The following is a 22,262-nucleotide window of genomic DNA, read 5'->3' as shown; positions in this document are numbered from 1 at the left end:
GTCCTACGCCGCGCCGTCTGTGCGCGGGGTTGCCGTGCCGGCAGGCGCCGGCGCCTCGAGTTCCACCCTGGCCGCCGGCGCATGCCCGCTCTTGTCCTGCCCGAAGTACACCACCATGTGCGGGTACGGAAGCTCGATGCCGGCGGCAGCGAAATGCTTTTTCACCAACCGGTTATATCCACGCTGCACGGCCCACTGCATGCCTGGCTTCGTCTTGATCAACACGCGAATGGTGACGCCTTTCTCGTTGACGGCCGTCACGCCGGGAATAGCGATGTCCTCGAGTATCTCGGGCGCCAGCACTTCGTCGGTCATCAGTTCGGCAAAGGCATTGCGCAAATGCTGCATGGCCTCGTCCACGTTCTCGCGATGCGAGATGGTGTACTCGCCCAAGTGATAGGAGAAATCGCGCATGTGGTTGGCGACTACGTCTACCGACGAAAAGGGCACGAGGTGATACCCGCCGTCCAAAGTCCGGATGCCCACCGAACGTATCGTCATTTTTTCGACGGTGCCAAACACGCCGGCCACTTGGACGACGTCATTCTCATTCATCCCGTTCTCGAGCTGAATGAAAATCCCGGTGATGATGTCCTGCACCAGCTTCTGGGCGCCGAACCCCACCGCCAGGCCGACGACGCCCGCCCCGGCGATCAGCGGCGCCACGTCGATGCCGATCTGGGACAGCACCACCATGACGGTCATCGTCACGATGACGATCAGTGCGGCATTGCGGAACAGCGACAGCAACGTTTTCTCGCGGGCCGTCGGCAGCGGCCGCCCCTCGCGAACATGCAGGCGATGCTCGATGATGCTGGCAACGACGGTCCAGGTCAGCGCCGCGATCAACAAGACGATGAGCACGTTCACGGCCACGCCGATGGCGGCTGCCCCTGCGCCCGAGGTCAGCCAATGGGACAAGTTGAACGCACGCCAGGCATCCAGCACCAGGAGCAAGACGACGATGCGCACCACCCAGCCCGCGATCCGCAACGCAGTCGGCACATATGCGTTCAACCTGGCTTCGAGCATGGGTAGGCGCAGGCGCAGCTCATCGGAAATCCGTATCGGCTTGGCCAGCAAGCTATTCAACAGCAAGGTGGCGAGGCTGCCCACGCCTACCGCCACGAGCGTCTGCAGCGTTGCCGTGACCATGAACGGCAAGGCATTGGTCGGATCCAGCTGGCTCACGACCAACAGCACGGAGAAATAACCGATCCCGAGCCAGTGCCAGACGCGCGCCAGCAAGCGCGGCGAGGTACCCAGGAAAGTCAGTGTCCGGGCGCCGCTGTGCGCCAGTTTCTCTCTGACGTGAAGGCGATTGAGCCAGATGATGCGCACCGCGTAAACATAGACCGCCAGCATGATGATCAATCCGGTCAGCCGCCCCAGGGCCCGCGAGAGCGCAAGCGACACCACCGGATCGACCAGCATCGTCCCGTAGCCGGCCGCCGTGAGCAGGACGATCAACCATCCATTCCAATACTTGGCCATGTCGTCCGACATCGGCAGCAAGCGCAAATGCGGATAGCGCGTCGAAAAAACCGTACGCACCAGGACCTTGGTGATCTCGACGGCGAGAAAAGCCTTGAGAAACACTGCGACGATGGGGTCAACAGCCCCGCCCCCCGGGCCGCCGTACACGCCCACGCCATACGCGGCTCCGGCGGCGAGCAGAACCACCAGCACGTCAATGACCAATGCACCCGCAATGGCTCCCGCGCGCCGGACGAGGACCGGCATGCTTACCGGTTCCTGCCCACCCTTCGTGTTCCATCCCAGGCCAGCCACCCAATCATCGATGCGGCGGTATATCCACAGCGCAACCAGGCGCATCAACACGAACGCCACGAGAGCCGTTGCCACCGCGACCGCCAATCGCCGCAAAGCCTGCGTCGTCGCGTCATCTTCCAGCCCCAGCCCTTTCCCGGACAACAAGTCCCGGATATCGGAGGCCCCCTGCGCGACGTCCAGCACTAGGCCAGACAGGAAACGCTGGGTTCCCTCGGTGATCCGTTGCCGCCACCCTGGGGGACTTTCACCGGCCGGCTTACCTGCGGGAGGCTCGCCTTGCCGTTGGGAAGCGCTCTGTCCCTGTGCACGCAATTGTTCGATCAACGCCTTGCGGGTTTCCGGGTTTTCCAGCACGTCCGCCAGCGCGGCGGGCGTGAGCGCCTGCGCCGCCTGCGCGCCGGCCGCATCGGCAGCCGAGGACGGCCGGCCCAAGGTCAACGCACACAGCAGGCTTAACAATAAGAGGAAACGGAGCGGCCAGGGCTTCGACAGTTTGCGGCGGATCGGGGAAGCATCGCGCTGCGTTGGCAAGGACAAAAGGGATGCTGTCGTTGCGAGTCGAACCACTAGAGAGTCTCCGAATGAGAAAGCGAGTCTGGAAAATGCAGGCAGGCGCCCCCGGCGCCGCAAATGGGAAAGCGTAAAACAGGCTGCCCGATGAGACAAATCGGGAGCGTGCCGCGTCGATCGACGCAGCACGCGTTTTCACCAGTGGAACCCCGCGTGCGCGAGCCACAAAGCCAGGCGCGCGTGGGAACCGCGCTCAGGGAGTAGGTTGGTGCGGACCCGGCAAACGATCGGTGATGGTCGAAAGCATAGTGCTTGCGGGGGTGTTTGCCGGGCGGCCAAGCGGCGCGGGAGGCCCGCCCGCGAAGTCAGCGCCAAAGGCCAGGGGCGTGTTCATGACGCGTCGGCGCAGGGCTTCCACGGCCCTCTCCACCTTGCGCACCGACAACAGATATTTCCAGGAGAGTTCGCGCAGCCACCGGCCCGGCATTACCGGAGGCGGGGTAATCGCCAGGCTAGGCGCCCACCCCGGGGCCCACCTGCGGGCAATGCGCGGACGCATGGCCAGGGAAACGGCAGGAACGCCCAGGTTCGAGGCTAGGTGGGCGATGCCCGAATCATTGCCGACAAAGACCCCCGCTTTGGTCAACCAGCGTGCGAGATCGTCCAGCGCAGCGTACGAGACCAGAGGAAACCCTTGCTTCTCCACCCACGCCCACTCGGCGCGTTCGTTGGGCTCGACCACGAAACACGGCTCGTAGCCCTGGCCGTGCAAAACCTGGGCCAGCTCCCGGAAACGCCGGGGCAGCCACTGCTTCTGGCGATCGCTCGCGGTGGGATGGATGACGACCCGGTTGCGTACCTTGTCCCCACCGGCATCGACCGGCGGCACCAGCCCGTTCTCGCGCGTGAGCGGATCGGGCAGGCCCAAACACTCTCGGCAAATCTCCAGCTGGATATCCACCATGGGTTTGACCTGCCGATACGTCGGCCACCGGTCCATGACCCAGCAGCGGGGATGATCGCCCACCACGTCAGATTCATAAGCATGAAGCACGATGTCATGGCGCGCGAGCTCGGCGGGGGCCTGCGGCGGACGCAACGCGGGTTCGATGCGGAAACCGGGGAACCAGTTCCGCATGTCATGCAGGTGGTCGCTGTAAAGGGTGACGTCCACCCCGTGGCGAGCCAGGTTGTTGGCGACCACCATCGAAATGAGCGTATCTCCGATCCGCGGCGACATCACGAAGGCAACGGACCAGCCCCTCTGTATCGGATACGGAACCTGTTTGATGGCGACTCCACAGTGCTTGGATGACATCCGTACCACTGTACCGAGCACTCTGTCGCAACTTGTTTTTTATCGTAACGTCTCGTGCGCTGAAGCATATCCGGCGCGATGCACGGATGAGCGGTATTTGCACGATCCGAGGCGCGGACGTGTCAAGAGCCGTCGTCGCGGCGGCCTCCCCGCGAAGCTCTGAAAAAACGTCACCCCATCAAGCGGCCGAGCCCAAGGCGTGACCAGAACGAACGACGGCGCGTGCGGTGGTTGCCGGCGTAATCGCGCTGCGAAGCCTTGGGCAACTCACCGAAGGCATGCGGCGCCCGGTAGCGTTCGAGCGCATATCCCGCGCCCAGCGCCTCGTGATAGTAACGATCGAACAATTCGGCAAGGTCGGCCCGGGGATGGGGTAGCACCTGGCCGTCGAACCAATGCCTGCGCCCCTCTTGCTGCAGCCTGGGGAACGAGTATTTGTGGCTGAACTGCGTCCCCATGTCGGAATAATGCAGGATCCGGATCTGCTCGAGCGCCGCCTTTTCGCCATCGATGTTGTTGTAGTCTGAACCCATCGGTTCGATGAGTTCGGGCCGCTGGGAAAAGTATTCCATCATGCGTCGATGCGAGTCCGGGTCGGCGCGCAGGCGTTCGATGGGCGGCAAATGGGCGCGCGCCGCGGCGCAATCCCAGACAGCCACGCAAAAGCGCCACGAGTGCTTGCGCCCTTTGCCCGTGAGGACTTTGCCCGGCGCCATGCGCACGCGCCACAGCTCTGCCAGGTCGCACAGCACGAGCATGTCCGTGTCCATGTAAATGGCCCGCCCCTCGTAGCCGCAAAAAGCCGGCACGCCCCAGCGGAACCCGGAAAACGGGGTCGCCCAGGCTTCAGTGCGCCACCCCTGCCCTTGCGCCGGATCGGAGAACCAGAAGCTGGACGGGGCACGGGACAGCCTCATCCACTCGATGTCGATGGGCAGGGAGCTGTGCTTGCGCGCACTGTATTCCAGCACCATCATTTGCTCGAGGTCGCAATCGTTGGGATCGCATCCGATGAAGAGCTTGATCCGGTCTTCCATGCCGTCCTCCGTGCACGAACCTTCCGCGAGTCATCGAACCAGGGCATGCCAATCGAGCTGCCGGAAAGGCTCGCCGGCCAACGCTCCCTTGGGCGACAAATTGACGATTTCAACGCCTGCTTCCCGCAATAAGGCCGCCGCCCGGACGAATGACGGAAGAATGTGCCCGGGCAGGTACTGGTCCAGCGTCGTGGGCAGGCGGTTCTCCGGGGTTTCGTAAAAACGCGGCGTGGCCGCCGCATTGTTCAAGTCGACCCCATGCAGCACAATTTGCGAATATCCCAGCCAAACCATGATTTGCAGGGCCGTATAGGCTACCGTCCCCACGTCGAACAGGCCCTTGCGAATGTCGCGGCTGAATCCCAAGCCTCGCTCAGGATCGAAAATCGTCAACTCGTCGTCCGGGTGATCGCGCCGGACCTCCTCCATGGTGCGCGCCGGCAGCAAGGCCCGGCGCTGCGGGTTCTCTACCAGGAACAACCTACAACGCAGATCTCCGGGCGACACCCGCTGAAGAATGTGCCACAGGCACAAGGGCGTCGTGAATAGCAGCAAATCCTCCGCCACGATCCGCGCCACCAGATCGAAGCGGGCCCGCAGGAAACCCGTGTCGTTGAAACAGTAATAATCGAAGCGTATCGGATGGCGCTCGGCAAGCGTCATGGCGCCGTTCACGCCCATGACGCTCGACAGCTGCAGGCGGTCATATTCGATGTCATTGATCGAGGGACCGCAGGCGATGATGTGGCCCGTGCCGCGGCAGGCGCCGCGCATCATCTCCCGATTGGCCAACGGCAGGGCCCGGCCGCGATAGGAGAAGCCGGTCAGGTCGCCGCGGGCGTCGCGCTCGACGGAGACATGCGGCCAGAAGCGCTCGTTGTGGCGATGCGCGGGCCCGTGGCTATATCGGTACAACAGCTTGAACGCGGTGTTCGCGATGCGGCGGGTGATCAGCATGGGCACATTGTTTTCCGCCACGCGCAGGAAGTCGAACGAATTCCGCGCATGATTGAAACGTTGTGATACGTGCCGCCAGGCGCAGCCCCGCTACAACGTCATAACCACAAACCACGACGATGGTCACCCATGACGACGGAACCCGCCCGGATTTATGTCGGCTACGACAGCGAAGAGGTCGTAGCCTACCATGTGCTTTGCCATAGTATTTTGGAGAAAAGTTCCATTCCGGTTTCGTTTACCCCCGTGGCCCTGCCCCACCTCCAAGGCGTCTTCACGCGGGAACGCCACCCTCTTCAGTCCACCGAGTTTTCCTTTTCTCGATTCATGGTTCCCTACCTGGGCCGCTATGAAGGTTGGTCTTTATTCATCGATTGCGACACGCTGGTGCGCGCCGACATTGCCGAACTCTGGTCGCTGCGCGACGACCGGTTTGCCGTCATGTGCGTGAAACACGAATACGCCCCCAAGACCGCCACGAAATTCCTCGGAAACATCCAGACGAATTACGCCAAGAAAAATTGGTCGAGCGTGATGCTTTTCAACAACGCACGATGCATGGCCCTCGTGCCGGAATACGTCAACCACGCCGGGGGATTGGAGCTGCACCAATTCAAATGGCTGGACTCCGAAGCCCTGGTGGGGGAGTTGCCCGCTACCTGGAATTGGCTAGTGAGGGAATATGATTATCGCCCGGACGCCAAACTGGTTCATTTCACCGATGGCGGCCCCTATTTCGAGGAGCACCGGAACGACGATTATGCGGACGAGTGGTTTGCCGTCCGCGATCGTCTGCTGCATGCGGGACGCCTCCCTACATGCCCGGGCCGTTGAATATTCATGCCGCGCCCGCGGCACTCGCCGCCTTCCAGGTCAACTCGTCGGCAAGCGCCTGCGTCCAGAGTGGCACCCCGGTGGTGCGCGCCACATCGGGATCCGCGGTAAACAGCGGCTGCCCGGCCCCGAGAAGCCGCCCAATGACGAGGGCATCCATGCGTGCGTGCAACCTCGCCAGCCCGGCATCGTTATAGGCGTGGCCGCTCGAGCAGGGATCGATGCCGGTCATGATCACGGCAGGCGCACGATGGTACAGCGCGAAAAGGATCGCATAGACGCCATTCGAACATTTTGATTCGGCATCGATTTCCAAGGAACGCAAACCGGTAACCCTGTCGAGCAAAGCCATGCGTTCATAACGATCCACGATATAAAGAAAATCGTATCCGTAATTGAATGCCGCCAACCCCCGTTTCAACCGCTCACGTTCATTTTTTCGCCATAACAGCACGAATAGCGCACCCGTCCGTTTTCCCGATAAAACGCGCCTCACTTCCCGCGCATTGTGCGTCGTACCCTCTACCTGATTGAACATCATCATCGTTATGTCTGGCTGCTCCACGCCCCATTCAGCGAGCACCGTTTGGGAGCCGTTGACGGTAATCACCGAGAAACCGTGGTCCAGTCCCGCTGGCCGATGCGAAACCGGAGCCGATCCCAACACTACGATGGGCCCAGTAAAACGAACGGGCGAAGGCGGTGGCCCGGGCCGCACCAGGCGATACTTAATCCATCGATAAATGCGCTTTTTTGCTGCGACGAAAGGATTCATGCTGGGAAACTGGAATGGAATAATGGATTCATATAACCCACCTGTCGTGGAGGCTCCCTCGAGTAAATTTTTGCTTTCAGTTCTTAAGCTTTGACACGCGCGCCCGGAGCGCCTGGAGATCTACCCGATGTCTCGCGCCGAACGTCTTCTGGCCCTACTTCAGATCCTGCACCACCATCGCCAGCCTGTCAGCGGCGCGGAGCTGGCCCGGACCTTGGGCGTGAGCCAGCGGACGCTTTACCGGGACATTGCCAGCCTGCAAGCCCAGGGAGCAGCGATACGCGGCGAACCAGGCGTCGGCTATCTGCTGACGCCCGGATTCTTGCTGCCGCCCATGATGTTCTCTCGCGGGGAGCTCGAAGCACTGCTCCTGGGCACCCGCTGGGTCGCCGCCCATACCGACCACGAATTGGCGGACTACGCCCAACAAGCCTTAGGCAAAATCGCCGGCGTGCTGCCGCCCAAGCTGCGGCCGGAACTGGATGCAGATTCCTTGCGTGTGCCTGCCCGCACCCACGCCGGCCGCGAACACTTGCCGCTGCTGCGCCAGGCCATCCGCGAAGAACGAAAAATCGCCATCGCGTACCGGGACCAACGCGGCAGGATGAGCCGGCGCATCATCTGGCCCTTCGCCCTGGGCTTTTTCGAGCGGATGCGCATCGTCGCGGCCTGGTGCGAACGGCGACGGCAGTTCCGGCACTTCCAGGTCGAAAGACTGGTATCGGCCGAATTGCTGCCGGAACGCTATCCGTCCCGGCGCGCTCAATTGCGCAAGCAGTGGCAGGCGCTGGGAGGGAACAGGGTTCCATCTCGCCATTAGCACGCATAGGCCGGGCCTACTCAATCGCGGCCGCCTGCGTGGGCTCGTTTTCTCGGCTCGTCGGCGCGCATGCAACGCATAGATTTCGGGCCGAGGAATGCCAAGCATGACACGAAACCACCTTGAGCGCTCGCAATCGGCATCCCCGCAAAAGCCAAAGGCTCCCCATGGGAGCCTTTGGCGTATTTGGGAACGGCCGAAGCGCCGTTCCCCGTCGACGGACGAACGGCCTTGCCTATTTTTTCCTGGCTGGCGGCAGATCCGTACACACCCCCTCCGCCACCTCGGCAGCCATGCCGATGGACTCGCCCAGGGTCGGGTGCGGATGAATGGTCTTGCCGATGTCCACCATGTCGGCACCCATCTCGATTGCCAGGGCGATCTCGCCGATCATGTCGCCGGCATTCGTGCCGACGATGCCGCCGCCTACGATGCGATGCGTCTCTTCATCGAAGAGCAGCTTGGTAAAGCCTTCGTCGCGCCCGTTGGCGATGGCCCGGCCCGATGCTGCCCAGGGGAAGAGGCCCTTGACGACCTTGCGGCCCTGCTTCCTGGCCTCGTCTTCCGTCAGCCCCACCCAGGCGACTTCCGGATCGGTATAAGCGACCGACGGAATCACCGAGGCATCGAAATGGCTCTTCTTGCCCGCGGCGGCTTCGGCGGCCACGTGGCCCTCATGCACGGCTTTGTGGGCTAGCATGGGTTGGCCGACGATGTCGCCGATGGCGTAGATGTGCGGCACATTGGTGCGCATCTGCGAGTCCACCGGGATGAATCCGCGGTCGCCGACGATCACGCCCGCTTTCTCGGCGCCGATTTTCTTGCCATTGGGGCTGCGGCCGACGGCCTGCAGCACCAGGTCGTAGCGCTGCGGCTCCTTGGGTGCGTTTTCGCCCTCGAAGGTCACCCAGATGCCGTCCGGCTTGGCTTCCATACCCACCGTCTTCGTCTTCACCATGATGTTGTCGAAGCGGTGTTCGTTCATTTTCTGCCAGACCTTCACGAGGTCGCGATCCGCGCCCTGCATGAGGCCGTCCATCATCTCGACGACGTCCAGGCGAGCACCTAGGGTCGAGTACACGGTCCCCATTTCCAAGCCGATGATGCCGCCGCCGATGATGAGCATCTTCTTGGGGATGCCCTTCAATTGCAGCGCGCCGGTGGAATCGACGATGCGATCGTCCTCGGGGGCGAACGGCAGTTTCACCGACTGGCTGCCTGCAGCGATGATGGCGTTGGCAAATTGCAGCACCTGCTTGCCGCCTTGCGTTTGCACCTCGATGTGGTGGGAATCGAGGAACGTGCCGACGCCGGTGACGACGGTCACCTTGCGGGCCTTGGCCATGCCCGCCAGGCCATTGGTGAGCTTGCCGACCACGCTATCCTTGAATGCGCGCAGCTTGTCGAGGTCGATCTCGGGCTTGCCGAAAGAGATGCCATGCTCGGCCATCCGCGCGGCTTCGTCGACGACGGCCGCCGTATGCAGCAAGGCCTTGGAAGGAATGCAACCTACGTTCAGGCAAACCCCGCCGAGGGTCGAATAGCGCTCGACCAGCGCCACTTTCAGGCCCAAGTCGGCGGCGCGGAAAGCAGCCGAATAACCTCCCGGGCCGGCACCGAGCACGACAACGTCGAAGCTCTGGTCGGCCTTGCCGCCGAAACTCGCCGCAACGGGCGCGGGGCTGGGCACGGGCACGGGATCGGGGTCCGGCTTGTCGGAGGTGGGTTCACCCAATTCATCCAGTGCCGGAGGGGCCAGTTCAACCTGCGGGAATCCGGTGCGCGCCGTCGGATCGGGCACGACCCTGGCGGACGCGGCTGCTGCATCGGCTGCGGGCTCTATCTCGACCAAGGGCGTACCTTCGCTGACCTTGTCGCCGATCTTGACCTTCACTGCCTTGACCACCCCGCCCTGGGAGGCCGGGATTTCCATCGAGGACTTGTCGGACTCGACCGTCACCAAGCTCTGCTCTGCCTGGATCGAGTCGCCCACCGACACGAGGATCTCGATGACCTCGACGTCCTTGAAGTCGCCGATGTCGGGTACCTTGAGTTCGATCGCCATCGTTGCTCCTTACAGCAGGATGCGGCGGTAGTCCGCCAGCACCCCGGCCAGATAGGCATTGAAGCGGGCGGCCGCGGCGCCGTCGATGACGCGGTGGTCGTACGACAGGGACAGGGGCAGCGTCAGGCGCGGCACGAATTGCTTGCCATCCCAGACGGGTTTCATGAACGAGCGGCTCACGCCCAAGATGGCGACTTCGGGGGCGTTGATGATGGGCGTGAAATGCGTGCCGCCGATGCCGCCCAGCGACGAGATCGAGAAGCAGCCGCCCTGCATCTCCGATGGCGAGAGCTTGCCGTCGCGCGCCTTCTTGGCCAGATTCGCGGTTTCCTTGGCCAGTTCCAGGACGCCCTTCTTGTCGGCGTCGCGGATGACCGGTACCACCAGCCCATTGGGCGTATCGGCCGCAAACCCAATGTGGTAGTACTTCTTCAGGATCAGGTTTTCGCCGTCGAGCGAGGCATTGAACTCGGGGAATTTCTTCAGCGCCGAGACCACGGCCTTGACCAGGAAGGCAAGCATGGTGACCTTGATGCCTGCTTTCTCGTTTTCCTTGTTGAGCTGGACGCGGAATGCCTCCAGGTCGGTGATGTCTGCATCCTCGTTATTGGTAACGTGCGGAATCATCACCCAGTTGCGGTGCAGGTTGGCGCCGGAGATTTTCTTGATGCGCGACAGCGGCTGGGCTTCGATTTCGCCGAATTTGGCGAAATCCACCTTGGGCCACGGCAGCAGGTCCAGGCCACCGCCCGCCGCGGCCGGCGCTGCGGAAGCCCCCGCACCAGCCAGCGCCTGCTTGACGAAGTTGCGCACGTCGTCCGGCGTAATGCGGCCCTTGGGCCCGGTGGGCGTCACCTTGGTCAAGTCCACGCCCAGCTCGCGCGCAAACTTGCGCACCGAGGGCGAGGCGTGCGGCTTGACGCCCCGCCGTTCGCCCTCCGCATCGGCAGGAACGGGGGGCTGGCGCCTGGCGGCAGGGGCAGGCGCCGAGGCCTGCGGGGCGGAAGCCGGCGCGGCAGCCGCCTGCGCAGCCGGCGCCTCGGCCTTGGCAGGCGCGCTTTCTGCGGGCGCTGCGCCAGCGTCCGACTTCACTTTCACGAGCGGGCTGCCTTCGGAGACCTTGTCGCCCACCTTGACCAGCACTTCCAGCACCTCACCGGCCGCGGAGCTGGGGATTTCCATCGAGGACTTGTCAGACTCGACCGTCACCAAGCTCTGCTCAGCGGCGACCCGGTCCCCAGCCTTGACCAGCACTTCGATGACCTCGACGTCCTTGAAGTCACCGATGTCAGGAACGGTCACGACTTGCTCGGCCCCTTGTCCGGCGGAAGAGGCAGGCTGCGGGGCGGGCTGCTCGGCCGCAGCGGCCTTCGGAGCAGCCTGCGCAGCGGGCGCGGCGGCCTGTGGAACTTGTTCCTCCTTGTCCGCTGCCCCTTCCTCGCCGGCGGCTTCTATCTCGACCAGGGGCGTGCCTTCGCTGACCTTGTCGCCGATCTTGACCTTCACGGCCTTGACCACCCCGCCCTGGGAGGCCGGGATCTCCATGGACGACTTGTCCGATTCGACGGTGACCAGGCTCTGCTCGGGCTTGATGGTGTCGCCGACCGAGACCAGGATTTCGATCACTTCGACATCGCTGAAGTCGCCGATGTCGGGGACTTTCAGCTCGATCACATTACTCATTCTGTAGTCTCCAGAAAGCCGGACCCCGCCGGGCGCGCCGCTGCCGCCGCGGGCGGGCGCGCGCCGGCCGGGCGGACAAGATAGGGCTGGGCCCTATCTTAACCATCCCGGCCGTCTATCAGGCGTATTGAGGGTTGGCTTTCTCGGGGTTGATGCCGTACTTCTTGATGGCCTCGGCCACCTTCTTCGCGGGGATCTTGCCTTCGTCGGCCAGGCCCTTGAGGGCGGCCAGGGTGACGAAATAGCGGTCCACTTCGAAGTGATGGCGCAGCTTGGAGCGGAAATCCGAGCGGCCGAATCCGTCGGTGCCGAGCACGTTGTAGGTGCGGCCCTTCGGAATGAAGGGACGGATCTGGTCGGCGAACGCCTTCATATAGTCGGTGGACGCAACGATCGGACCCTCGGTCTTCTCCAGCAGCTCGGTCACATACGCCACCTGCGGCTTTTTCTCCGTGGGATGCAGCAGGTTGTAACGCTCGACGTCCAAGCCGTTGCGGCGCAGTTCCGTGAAGCTGGTCACGCTCCAGACATCGGCGGCGACGCCCCAGTCCTTCTCGAGCAGCTCCTGCGCGGCGATTACTTCCCGCAGGATGGTGCCGGACCCCAGCAGCTGGACGCGCTGCTCGGCCTTGGCCTCGCTCTTCTTGAATAGGTACATGCCGCGGATGATGCCCTCTTCGTCGCCGGCCTTCAGGCCCGGCTGGGCATAGTTCTCGTTCATGACCGTGATGTAGTAGAAGACATTTTCCTGGTCTTCCACCATGCGCTTGAGGCCGTGCTGGATGATCACCGCCAGCTCGTGCGCGAAGGTCGGGTCGTACGACACGCAGTTCGGGATGGTCGCCGAGATCAAATGGCTATGGCCGTCCTCATGCTGCAGGCCCTCGCCGTTGAGCGTCGTGCGCCCCGCCGTGCCGCCCAACATGAAGCCGCGGGCCTGCATGTCGCCGGCGGCCCAGGCCAGGTCACCGATGCGCTGGAAGCCGAACATCGAGTAATAGATGTAGAACGGCACCATGATGCGGTTGTTGCTCGAGTACGAGGTCGCCGCGGCGATCCAGGAACTCATCGCGCCCGCCTCGTTGATACCCTCTTCCAGGATCTGGCCGTCGGACGCCTCGCGGTAGTACATGACCTGGCCCTTGTCGACCGGCACGTACTTCTGGCCTTCGGGCGCGTAGATGCCGATCTGGCGGAACAGGCCCTCCATGCCGAAGGTACGCGACTCGTCGGGAACGATAGGCACGACGCGCGGCCCCAGGGTCTTGTCGCGCAACAGCTGCGTCAGGATGCGCACGAAAGCCTGCGTAGTCGAGATTTCGCGGCCCTCGGCCGTCGGATCCAGCACCGCCTGGAAGGCCGACAGCGGCGGCACCGGCAGGTGCTCGTCGGCCTTCTGGCGGCGCTTGGGCAGGTAGCCGCCCAGCGCCTGGCGGCGTTCGTGCAGGTACTTCATTTCCGGCGCGTCGTCGGCCGGCTTGTAATACGGTACCTCTTCGAGCTTGTCGTCCGGAATGGGGATATTGAACCGATCGCGATAAGCCCGGATGATCTCGTTGTCCAGCTTCTTCTGCTGGTGAGCGGGGTTGCGCGATTCGCCGGCCGCGCCCATGCCATAACCCTTGATGGTCTTGGCCAAAATGACGGTCGGGCGGCCCACGGACTTCTGGGCGGCGTCGAAGGCGGCATAAACCTTGTGCGGATCATGGCCGCCGCGGTTCAGGCGCCAGATGTCTTCGTCGCTCATGCGGCTGACCATCTCCAGCAGCTTGGGATGCTTGCCGAAGAACTTCTCCCGCACGAACGCGCCGTCGTTCGCCTTGTAGGCTTGGTATTCGCCGTCGACGGTCTCTTCCATGATCTGGCGCAGGATGCCTTCCTTGTCGCGCGCCAGGAGCGGATCCCAGTAGCCACCCCAGATCAGCTTGATGACGTTCCAGCCGCTGCCGCGGAACTCGCCTTCCAGCTCCTGGATGATCTTGCCATTGCCGCGCACCGGGCCGTCCAGGCGCTGCAGGTTGCAGTTGATCACGAACACCAGGTTGTCGAGCTTCTCGCGCGAGGCCAGGCTGATGGCGCCAAGCGACTCGGGCTCATCCATTTCGCCGTCGCCGCAGAACACCCACACCTTGCGCTTGCTGGTATCGGCAATGCCGCGGGCGTGCAGGTATTTCAGGAAGCGTGCCTGGTAGATGGCCATCAGGGGGCCCAGGCCCATGGAAACGGTCGGGAACTGCCAGAAGTCGGGCATCAGCTTCGGATGCGGGTAGGACGAGAGGCCCTTACCGTCGACTTCCTGGCGGAAATGGTCGAGCTGTTCCTCGGTCAGGCGCCCTTCCAGGTACGCGCGCGCATAAACGCCCGGCGAGGAGTGGCCTTGGAAATAGACCAGGTCACCGCCGTGGTCGGCAGTCTCGGCATGCCAAAAATGATTCTGGCCGGTTTCGATCATGGTCGCCAGCGAGGCGAACGATGCAATGTGCCCGCCCAGGTCGCCACCATCTGGCGGATGCAGGCGGTTCGCCCTGACCACCATCGCCATCGCATTCCAGCGGATGTAGGAGCGGATGCGGTTTTCCAGGTCCAGCTTGCCCGGATGCGGCGGCTCCATGTGGGGAGGAATGGTGTTGACGTACGCCGTATTGGGCGAGAACGGGATGTATGCGCCAGAACGCCGGGCCAGGTCGATCAGGCGTTCCAGCAGATAATGGGCACGCTCAGGGCCTGCGCGGTCCAGGACCGCTTCCAGGGCGTCGAGCCATTCTTGGGTTTCCAGGGTATCTTCGTCGTTGGCAGCGTTTACGCCGGCCCCGACCTGAGGAAGAGCGGACATGCCTGTCTCCTGAGTCTCTGACATCCAGACGGCTCGTAGCCATCCAAAGGGTTAGTCGCTGTTGGCGGCCTTCGCCTATGTAAAACTAGGGCCCTGTTGCAACTGCGGCGCGATTCTAGAAGGCGGAGAGCCTTCGATGCAATAAAAATTTCGCGTTACGATATCATTTACCACGATATGAAATCTAGCACGGATCCGGAATAAAAGCATTCTGCACTGCAATAAACCACCTAACGGATTCCTACGCGCACGCATGTGCGTAAACTTTCTCCATGTCTACCGTTCATCCTTCCAATATTCCGGCGCCGTTCAAGGATCTCGGGCGCCTGCGCCGCCGCAGCTGGTATTGGCTGACGCCCGCCATCGCCTTGGGCCTGTTCGTCTGCGTCATGGGCTCCATCCTCTGGTGGCTGGACGCGCGCGACGACGCCCAACGCTACGGCACCCTCGTGCGCGACGTCGACTGGGCGCAGCAATCGATGCGCCTGCGCATGCTGGCCGCGCGCGACCGCATCGGCGCGCTCGGGCGCGACCTGGTGCGCAATGGAATGGCGGAGAGCCGCTTCCTGGACGACGCAAAGGAGATCCTGGTCGAACACCCGGAAATCATCCACGTGGCCTGGATCAACGCCGACCGGCAAGCGGTATGGGTTTCTTCGCCGGATAGCCGCGCCGGCCAAAGTTTTCGGATGAGCGCGCCAGGGGCCGCCGAGCCCGAGGCCTTCCGGGCGTTCGAAATCGCGCGGGACGAACACCGCCCCGCCTATTCCCGCCCCTATCGCGGGCAATACAACGAGGTCTACCTGGACCTCTACGTGCCGGTTTTCCAGGAGGAGCGTTTCCTGGGCACGCTGGCCACCGTGTACTCGGTGGATGGCATGCTGCAGCACCTCATTCCCCAGGAAACGGCGCGCAAGTACAAGGTCACCATCCTCGACGCCAATGACATGCCGCTGGTCTCCTCGTCGTCGCGGGCGGACAAAGGCGCCATCAACTCCTATGAAGTGCCGCTGGACCCGCCGGGCAACGGCATGATGCTGAGCGCCAGGGGCTACCGCACGCAGACCGATACCTCGCAGACCATGCTGGTCTGGGTGGTGGTGTCGCTCTCGGCGGTCATTATCTGGAGCCTGCTCGCGCTGTGGCGCCACACCCGGTTCCGCTCCCAGGCGGAACAGGCCCTGATCGCCGAAACCGCGTTCCGGCGGGCCATGGAAAACTCGATGCTGACCGGCATGCGCGTGTTGGACATGGAAGGCCGCATCACCTACGTGAACCCGGCCTTTTGCAGGATGATAGGCTGGGACGAGGCGGACCTGCTCGGCCGCATGCCCCCCTATCCCTATTGGCCCCAGGGCGACCATGCCGCCCAGTGGCGCAATACCGAGATGCTCCTGTCGGGCAACGCGCCCAGCAGCGGCTTCGAGATGGAAGCCCAGCGCCGCGACGGCTCCATCTTCTATGCGCGCATGTACGTCTCGCCGCTGCTCGACCAGCGCGGCGTGCAGACCGGCTGGATGACCTCGATGACCGACATCACCGAGCCCAAGCGCATCCGCGAGGCCCTGGCCGCGGCGCACGAACGCTTCATGACGGTGCTCGAAGGCCTGGACGATGCCATCTCCGTCACGGCCGAGACACCCAAAGGGTCGGAGCTCCTCTTCGCCAACAAAACCTACCGGCGCGTGCTGGGCTCGCAGGCCACCGGCCACGACGAGCTATCCGCCGGCCGGCGCGGCCGCTTTACCGACGAGGCGATCGAGGTCTACTCCCCGTCCACGCACCGTTGGTTCGAAGTCCGGCACCGCATGCTGCAGTGGGTGGACGGCCGGCGCGTGCGGATGCAGGTGGCGCGCGACATCACCGAGCGGCGCGCCGCCGAAGAAGCCTCGCGGGCGCAGCAGGAAAAGATCCAGCTCACCAGCCGCCTCATCACGATGGGGGAAATGGCCTCCTCGCTCGCCCATGAGCTGAACCAGCCGCTCACCGCGATCAACAACTACAGCATGGGCGTAGTGGCGCTGGTCCGCGCGGGAGACACCGACCCCGCCAAATTGCTGCCTGCCCTGGAAAAAACCACCGCACAGGCCCAGCGTGCGGGTATGATCATCCGCCGCATCCGCGAATTCGTGAAGCGTAGCGAACCCAAGCGACAGCGGGTAAGCTTGCCCACGATCGTGGATAATGCGGTCGGTTTCGCCGGGATCGAGTCCCGGACCCGGCGAATCGATATCATTCAAAAAATACCCGAACAGTTGCCGGACGTTCTCGCTGATCCTATCCTCATCGAGCAGGTGGTGCTGAACCTGCTCAAGAATGGCCTCGAAGCCATGCAGGACTCGGAGAAGCGGGAGCTGCTGGTGGAAGCGAACGTGCGCGACGACATGGTGGAAGTGGCGGTGATCGATAGCGGCCATGGCTTGGCCGACCCCGATCGGCTGTTCGAGCCTTTCTACAGCACGAAATCGGAAGGCATGGGCATGGGCCTGAACATCTGTCGCACGATCATCGAGTTCCATCACGGCCGGCTGTGGGCCGAGCCCAATCCTTCCGGAGGTACCATTTTCAGGTTTACGCTTCCGTTGATACGTCCGACGCAGCCGACCGGCTCGGCCCCCGAACTGGAATCCGCCCCCAAGGAGCTTACCTAATGAGCACTACGCCCCAGTCCAGCACGGTCTTCATTGTCGATGACGACGAAGCCGTGCGCGATTCTCTCCGCTGGCTGCTGGAGGCCAACGGCTATCGAGTACGGGCCTATGAAAGCGCGGAACGTTTCCTGGCCGAATACGATCCCGAAGTGATCGGTGTGCTAATCGCCGACGTTCGGATGCCCGGAATGACGGGGCTGGAGCTCCAGGAACAATTGATCGCGCGCAAGGCCACGATCCCCATCGTGTTCGTGACGGGCCACGGCGACGTCCCCATGGCAGTCTCCACCATGAAGAAGGGCGCGGTCGACTTCCTCGAGAAGCCGTTCAACGAGGCAGACCTGCGCCAAATCATCGCCAACATGCTGGAACAGGCGCATGCGCGTGCGGCCGACGAAGCGACCCGCCGCAACAACGAAGCGCTGCTCGCGCGGCTGACGGTGCGCGAGCAGCAAGTCCTCGAGCGCATCGTGGCCGGCCGGCTGAACAAGCAGATTGCCGACGACCTCGGGATCAGCATCAAGACGGTCGAGGCCCACCGTGCCAACATCATGGAAAAGCTGCAGGTCACCACGGTCGCCGACCTAATGAAAGTGGCGCTGCACCACCGGCCGCAGGCCTAGGCCTCGCTCCCCGTCGACGGAACGCATGCCGGACGGGCCAACTGCCGGCCCTCCCTACATTCTGACTGACATCCCATGACCCGGCGCGGCGCATCCGCGCCGCTCGGGCGGCCTCGCGCCTGGCCGCAGGGGCGAGACCGCGCAGCCGCAGCGCCTGGTTGCGCCGCGGGTACGCGTAGGCCGCCCCTCCCCTTGCGCTAAAATCATCCCAGACGCGCCGCGTCCCTGTTTCCTCCACTCTTCCCCCTACCGCCATGCCCGCACGCCTGATAAACGGCAACGAACTTTCCAAGCAGATCCGCTCCGACATCGCCCGGCGAGCCGCCGAGCTCACTGAGCAAGGCACGCGCCCCGGTCTGGCGGTGATCCTGGTGGGAGACGACCCGGCCTCGCATGTGTACGTCCGGAACAAGGTCAAGGCGTGCCACGATGCCGGTTTTCATTCCGTACTCGAGAAATACGAAGCCTCGATGAGCGAGGCCGAGCTGTTGGCCCGGATCGACCAGCTCAATCGTGACCCGTCCATCCACGGCATCCTGGTGCAAATGCCGCTGCCCAAGCACATCGACCCACACAAGGTGATCGAGGCGATTTCCACCAGCAAGGATGTGGACGGATACTCCGTGCTCAGCGCAGGCGAACTGATGGCCGGACTTCCCGGGTTCCGCCCTTGCACGCCCTACGGCTGCATGAAACTGATCGAAAGCACGGGCTATGACCTGCGCGGCAAGCATGCGGTGGTCATCGGACGCAGCAACACCGTGGGCAAGCCCATGGCCCTGCTTCTGCTGCAGGCCAACGCCACGGTCACCATTTGCCACAGCGCCACGCCAGACCTCGCCTACCACACGCGCCAGGCCGACGTCATCGTGGCGGCCGTGGGCCGCCGCAACACGGTCACGGGTGATATGGTCAAGCCCGGGGCCGTGGTGATCGACGTCGGCATCAACCGTGACGAAAACGGCAAACTCTGCGGCGACGTCGACTTTGCCAGCGTCTCTGAAGTTGCCGGCTGGATCACCCCCGTGCCAGGTGGCGTCGGCCCGATGACCATCACCATGCTACTGGCCAACACCTTGGAGTCGGCCGAACGCGTGGCCGCCACGCGCGGCTGAGCTTCTCGCGCCTTGCGCCCGGCGGGCGCGGCGCCGGATCCCGGCGCCTCTTTCCGGCGGCCGGCTTTGCCCCCGGCACACTGGATTTCGCCGAGAATATCCCCACATAGGTTTCAGGCAGCGTCCGCCGAACACGCGGAGGCCATGTGGCCTGCCGTGCTTGCGGCCTGCCCGAACCATCGTCTTTCGGAGTCACCTCTATGACGCAAAGCCCTGCCCAGCAACCTGCCGACCTCGCCGACAACCCGCTGATGGACTTATCGGGCCTGGCCAGGTTCGAAGCCATCCGCCCGGAACACATCACGCCGGCAATCTCTGCCTTGCTGGAACGGGCGCAGGCCGCAGTGGCCAAGCTGGAGGCGGACCAGGCCGCAGGCGCGCCGGCTACCTGGCAGAACGTCGTGGAAACCCTGGACGAAGGCACCGAAGGATTGTCGCGCGCGTGGAGCGTGGTGGGGCACTTGAACGCTGTGGCCGACACTCCCGAGCTGCGGGCCGCCTATGGCGAAAACCTTCCGCGCGTCACGGAATTCTGGGCCGGCCTGGGCCAGAACCAAGCACTGTACGAACGGTACAAGGAGCTGGCGGCAAGCGAAGAATTCAAGCGCCTGACGCCCGCCCGCAAGAAGCAAATCGAAAACGAACTGCGTCAGTTCCGCCTTGGCGGCGCCGAGCTGCCCGAGAGCCAGAAACCGCGCTTTGCGGAGATCCAGGAACGCCAGGCCACGCTGTCCAAGTCGTTCTCGGACCACGTGCTCGACGCCACCAATACCTTCTCGCTCGTCGTGCGCGACGAATCGGAGCTGTCCGGCCTGCCCGACGACGTGAAAGAAGCAGCGCGCGAAGCTGCTCGCAAGGCGCGCGAAGGCAGTGACGACGCGCCTGCGTGGAAATTCACGCTGCACTTCCCATCCTATTTCCCTGTCCTGCAATACGCCGACAACCGGGCGTTGCGCGAGACCATGTACAAGGCCCACGTTACCCGCGCGTCCGAGCTCGGTCCCGAATATGGGCAAGGCAAGCCAGAATGGGACAACAGCGCCATCATGCTGGAATTGCTGCGTCTGCGCCGCGAAGAAGCGCAGCTGCTCGGCTATGCCAACTACGGCGAAGTCTCGCTGGTTCCCAAGATGGCGGAGACGCCCGAACAGGTGCAGAAGTTTTTGTCCGAGCTGGCCGAGCGCGCGTACCCGTACGCCGAGCGAGACTTGCGCGAGCTGCGCGAGTTCGCGGCAGCGGAACTGGGGCTTGCCGAACTGGAGCCCTGGGACATTGCCTATGCCTCGGAGAAACTGCGCCAGGCGCGCTATGCCTTTTCGGAAAACGAGGTCAAGCAATACTTCCCGGAACCCAAGGTACTCGCCGGTCTCTTCCGGGTCATTGAAACGCTGTTCTCGGTCCGCATCCGCCCCGACGCCGCGCCCGCCTGGCACCCGGACGTCCGCTTCTTCCGCGTGGAATCTGCCTCCGGCACGCTGCTCGCCCAGTTCTACCTGGACCTCTACGCGCGCGACGGCAAGCGCGGCGGCGCCTGGATGGACGACGCACGCACGCGCTACCGCCGCCCGTCGGGCCAGCTCCAGACGCCCATCGCCTACCTCGTCTGCAACTTCACGCCGCCTAGCGGCGGCAAGCCCGCGCTCTTCACGCACGATGAAGTCATTACCCTGTTCCACGAGTTCGGCCATGGCCTGCATCACATGCTGACGCAAATGGAAGACCTCGGCGTGTCCGGCATCAACGGCGTGGAATGGGATGCGGTCGAGCTGCCGAGCCAGTTCATGGAGAACTTCTGCTGGGAGTGGGCCGTGCTCCAGCAAATGACGGCCCACGTGCAAACCGGCGAACCGCTGCCGCGCGAGCTGTACGACAAAATGGTTGCGGCCAAGAATTTCCAAAGCGGCTTGATGACGCTGCGCCAGGTCGTCCTGGCTGCGACTGACATGCATCTGCACACGGACTTCGACCCGGACGGCGGGAAAAGCGTCCTGGAAGTGTCGCGCGAGGTCAACGACCGCATGCATGTCTTGCCGCAGCCGGAGGTTTCGCGCTGGATCCACACCTTCAGCCACATTTTCGCCGGCGGCTATGCAGCCGGCTACTACAGCTACAAATGGGCCGAAGTGCTGTCCGCAGACGCCTATGCCGCCTTCGAAGAAGCCGCTACGACCGACACGCTACGGCCCGACGTGGGGGAACGTTTCCTGCGGGAGATTCTGCAGGTGGGCGGCAGCCGCCCGGCCATCGAGTCCTTCCGGGCATTCCGGGGCCGGGATCCGAGCATCGAGGCGCTGCTGCGTCACAGCGGAATGGCGGAAAAGGTGGAATCTTGATTGCGGGCGACCAGGATCCTGACGGCAGCGATATCGTCCGACAATAACCGCGCTAGACTCGGCGTATCGGGCAATTCTCGGAAGGGGCGCTCTCCGTAGCGCTCCGTCAGTTCCCGTGCCACGTCGACCGGAACCACCGCCTCTCGCTGAGGAGTATGGCGACTTCCGGAAAACGGTAATCGCCGTTCCAGTGCCGCAATGTCCCATCCCCCGGGCACGAACATCCAAGCAACGCGCCCTTTGCTATCCAGGCCACTGAGCACGAGCAGTTCAGTAACAGCATTATTGGCTTGCATGACACGCAATTCTTGGTGGCATATACGGCGCCCTTCTTCGTAGTCCGTCCCCGAGGCGCCATGTAACTTTTGCTTACAACGCAAAATATACCCTAAATTTTTGCGTCCCACGCTTTGCGTGCCAAGCAAGCCGTTTCGGACAATGGCGCCATGCACATAGGCTCGGCGATCAGGCAGACGCGAGAAAAACTCGGGCTCAAGCTCGAGGCAGTCGCCATGGAGGTCGGAACCGACGCCGGCAATCTCTCGCGCATCGAAACCGGCAAGCAAAAGCCGTCCATTACGCGCCTGGAAAACATCGCCCGCGCAATGAACGTGGGCGTCACAGATCTCTACGCCTTGGTCGAAAACGTCCAAGTCGTTCGCGGCGGGCAGGAACTACGCGAAGGGGACGTCCTTGCCTACGGCGATGAAGACACCCGCTCGCTGCAACACGCCGCCGCCGCGCTGGATGCGCATCACCGCAAACTCTTGATCGAGTTCGCCAGGCTCCTCGCCCGGATGCAAAAAGAAGGCGAGGCGCAGCGCTAACTTTGCGCCCGCGCCTCGCGCGCCGGATCCATCCATGTAAAAAACGGCGGCCCCGCGGAATGTCGGGAGCCGCCGTTGCGCCGTTCG

16 protein-coding genes are annotated in these 22,262 nt (G+C 63.4%); 7 read left to right on the top strand and 9 right to left on the bottom strand.

What is annotated here, in order from left to right; translation table 11 throughout:
* Positions 1–3: 3 nt before the first annotated feature.
* From Q0319_RS08415 to Q0319_RS08400, 4 genes are all read right to left on the bottom strand, one after another.
* Positions 4–2,232, bottom strand: a complete 2,229-nt coding sequence (locus tag Q0319_RS08415; protein ID WP_299451765.1) for a mechanosensitive ion channel domain-containing protein — start codon at positions 2,230–2,232, stop codon at positions 4–6.
* Positions 2,233–2,557: 325 nt separating this feature from the next.
* The gene (locus Q0319_RS08410; RefSeq protein WP_296470423.1) at positions 2,558–3,511 is read right to left on the bottom strand and encodes a glycosyltransferase family 9 protein; all 954 of its coding nucleotides are present in this window, start codon (positions 3,509–3,511) and stop codon (positions 2,558–2,560) included.
* A gap of 281 nt (positions 3,512–3,792) precedes the next feature.
* A complete protein-coding gene (locus Q0319_RS08405) occupies positions 3,793–4,659 on the bottom strand; it encodes a glycosyl transferase (RefSeq protein ID WP_299451762.1) in 867 nt (288 codons plus the stop codon).
* Positions 4,660–4,689: 30 nt separating this feature from the next.
* Positions 4,690–5,637 (bottom strand): hypothetical protein, encoded by a 948-nt coding sequence (locus Q0319_RS08400; RefSeq protein WP_299451760.1) that lies wholly within the window; start codon positions 5,635–5,637, stop codon positions 4,690–4,692.
* A 108-nt stretch (positions 5,638–5,745) separates the two neighbouring features.
* Between Q0319_RS08400 and Q0319_RS08395 the strand changes: the two genes are divergently transcribed.
* Complete coding sequence (locus tag Q0319_RS08395) at positions 5,746–6,450, top strand: glycosyltransferase (RefSeq protein ID WP_296470808.1); 705 nt, start codon at positions 5,746–5,748, stop codon at positions 6,448–6,450.
* 4 nt (positions 6,451–6,454) lie between these two features.
* On the opposite strand, the gene Q0319_RS08390 is transcribed toward Q0319_RS08395, so the two are convergent.
* Entirely contained in the window at positions 6,455–7,225 is a 771-nt protein-coding gene (locus Q0319_RS08390; protein ID WP_299451758.1) for a hypothetical protein, read from the bottom strand.
* Positions 7,226–7,352: 127 nt separating this feature from the next.
* Here Q0319_RS08390 and Q0319_RS08385 point away from each other — a divergent pair, with 127 nt between their 5' ends.
* Entirely contained in the window at positions 7,353–8,045 is a 693-nt protein-coding gene (locus Q0319_RS08385) for a YafY family protein (RefSeq protein ID WP_299451756.1), read from the top strand.
* A gap of 235 nt (positions 8,046–8,280) precedes the next feature.
* On the opposite strand, the gene lpdA is transcribed toward Q0319_RS08385, so the two are convergent.
* The 3 genes from lpdA to aceE all read right to left on the bottom strand — a co-directional run bounded on the left by lpdA (position 8,281) and on the right by aceE (position 14,626).
* Positions 8,281–10,110 carry a dihydrolipoyl dehydrogenase gene (gene lpdA / locus Q0319_RS08380; RefSeq protein WP_299451755.1) on the bottom strand — a complete coding sequence of 610 codons (1,830 nt, stop codon included), beginning with the start codon at positions 10,108–10,110 and terminating at the stop codon, positions 8,281–8,283.
* Between the two features lie 9 nt (positions 10,111–10,119).
* Complete coding sequence (aceF, locus tag Q0319_RS08375; protein WP_299451753.1) at positions 10,120–11,793, bottom strand: dihydrolipoyllysine-residue acetyltransferase; 1,674 nt, start codon at positions 11,791–11,793, stop codon at positions 10,120–10,122.
* Positions 11,794–11,911: 118 nt separating this feature from the next.
* A complete protein-coding gene (gene aceE, locus Q0319_RS08370) occupies positions 11,912–14,626 on the bottom strand; it encodes a pyruvate dehydrogenase (acetyl-transferring), homodimeric type (protein ID WP_296468817.1) in 2,715 nt (904 codons plus the stop codon).
* A 272-nt stretch (positions 14,627–14,898) separates the two neighbouring features.
* Between aceE and Q0319_RS08360 the strand changes: the two genes are divergently transcribed.
* The 4 genes from Q0319_RS08360 (at position 14,899) to Q0319_RS08345 (ending at position 21,348) form a co-directional block, all read left to right on the top strand.
* Positions 14,899–17,277, top strand: coding sequence for a PAS domain S-box protein (locus Q0319_RS08360; RefSeq protein ID WP_363322254.1), 2,379 nt, complete (start codon positions 14,899–14,901; stop codon positions 17,275–17,277).
* Positions 17,277–17,900: a response regulator transcription factor gene (locus Q0319_RS08355; protein ID WP_296468819.1), complete on the top strand. Its 624-nt coding sequence runs from the start codon at positions 17,277–17,279 to the stop codon at positions 17,898–17,900. The genes Q0319_RS08360 and Q0319_RS08355 overlap by 1 nt, the downstream gene beginning before the upstream one ends.
* Before the next feature lie 254 nt (positions 17,901–18,154).
* Positions 18,155–19,015 (top strand): bifunctional methylenetetrahydrofolate dehydrogenase/methenyltetrahydrofolate cyclohydrolase FolD, encoded by an 861-nt coding sequence (folD, locus tag Q0319_RS08350; protein WP_296468821.1) that lies wholly within the window; start codon positions 18,155–18,157, stop codon positions 19,013–19,015.
* 200 nt (positions 19,016–19,215) lie between these two features.
* Positions 19,216–21,348, top strand: a complete 2,133-nt coding sequence (locus Q0319_RS08345; protein WP_296465604.1) for a M3 family metallopeptidase — start codon at positions 19,216–19,218, stop codon at positions 21,346–21,348.
* On the opposite strand, the gene Q0319_RS08340 is transcribed toward Q0319_RS08345, so the two are convergent.
* Positions 21,315–21,644 (bottom strand): hypothetical protein, encoded by a 330-nt coding sequence (locus Q0319_RS08340; protein ID WP_296465606.1) that lies wholly within the window; start codon positions 21,642–21,644, stop codon positions 21,315–21,317. The two genes, Q0319_RS08345 and Q0319_RS08340, sit on opposite strands and share 34 nt — an antisense overlap.
* Positions 21,645–21,794: 150 nt before the next feature.
* Here Q0319_RS08340 and Q0319_RS08335 point away from each other — a divergent pair, with 150 nt between their 5' ends.
* The gene (locus Q0319_RS08335; RefSeq protein WP_296465609.1) at positions 21,795–22,175 is read left to right on the top strand and encodes a helix-turn-helix transcriptional regulator; all 381 of its coding nucleotides are present in this window, start codon (positions 21,795–21,797) and stop codon (positions 22,173–22,175) included.
* The last annotated feature ends 87 nt before the right edge of the window (positions 22,176–22,262 follow it).

The organism is uncultured Pigmentiphaga sp., from assembly GCF_937950555.1.
Lineage (GTDB): Bacteria > Pseudomonadota > Gammaproteobacteria > Burkholderiales > Burkholderiaceae_B > Pigmentiphaga.
This window is presented reverse-complemented; position numbering and strand designations above follow the sequence as displayed.

Excerpts from the sequence above, each read along its gene's own strand:
- Q0319_RS08410 (WP_296470423.1), bottom strand. The coding sequence starts at position 3,511 with ATGGTGGTCGCCAACAACCTGGCTCGCCACGGGGTGGACGTCACCCTT.
- Q0319_RS08405 (WP_299451762.1), bottom strand. The coding sequence starts at position 4,659 with ATGGAAGACCGGATCAAGCTCTTCATCGGATGCGATCCCAACGATTGC.
- Q0319_RS08395 (WP_296470808.1), top strand. The coding sequence starts at position 5,746 with ATGACGACGGAACCCGCCCGGATTTATGTCGGCTACGACAGCGAAGAG.
- Q0319_RS08390 (WP_299451758.1), bottom strand. The coding sequence starts at position 7,225 with ATGAATCCTTTCGTCGCAGCAAAAAAGCGCATTTATCGATGGATTAAG.
- Q0319_RS08385 (WP_299451756.1), top strand. The coding sequence starts at position 7,353 with ATGTCTCGCGCCGAACGTCTTCTGGCCCTACTTCAGATCCTGCACCAC.
- lpdA (WP_299451755.1), bottom strand. The coding sequence starts at position 10,110 with ATGGCGATCGAACTCAAGGTACCCGACATCGGCGACTTCAAGGACGTC.
- aceF (WP_299451753.1), bottom strand. The coding sequence starts at position 11,793 with ATGAGTAATGTGATCGAGCTGAAAGTCCCCGACATCGGCGACTTCAGC.
- aceE (WP_296468817.1), bottom strand. The coding sequence starts at position 14,626 with ATGTCCGCTCTTCCTCAGGTCGGGGCCGGCGTAAACGCTGCCAACGAC.
- Q0319_RS08360 (WP_363322254.1), top strand. The coding sequence starts at position 14,899 with ATGTCTACCGTTCATCCTTCCAATATTCCGGCGCCGTTCAAGGATCTC.
- Q0319_RS08355 (WP_296468819.1), top strand. The coding sequence starts at position 17,277 with ATGAGCACTACGCCCCAGTCCAGCACGGTCTTCATTGTCGATGACGAC.
- folD (WP_296468821.1), top strand. The coding sequence starts at position 18,155 with ATGCCCGCACGCCTGATAAACGGCAACGAACTTTCCAAGCAGATCCGC.
- Q0319_RS08345 (WP_296465604.1), top strand. The coding sequence starts at position 19,216 with ATGACGCAAAGCCCTGCCCAGCAACCTGCCGACCTCGCCGACAACCCG.
- Q0319_RS08340 (WP_296465606.1), bottom strand. The coding sequence starts at position 21,644 with ATGCAAGCCAATAATGCTGTTACTGAACTGCTCGTGCTCAGTGGCCTG.
- Q0319_RS08335 (WP_296465609.1), top strand. The coding sequence starts at position 21,795 with ATGCACATAGGCTCGGCGATCAGGCAGACGCGAGAAAAACTCGGGCTC.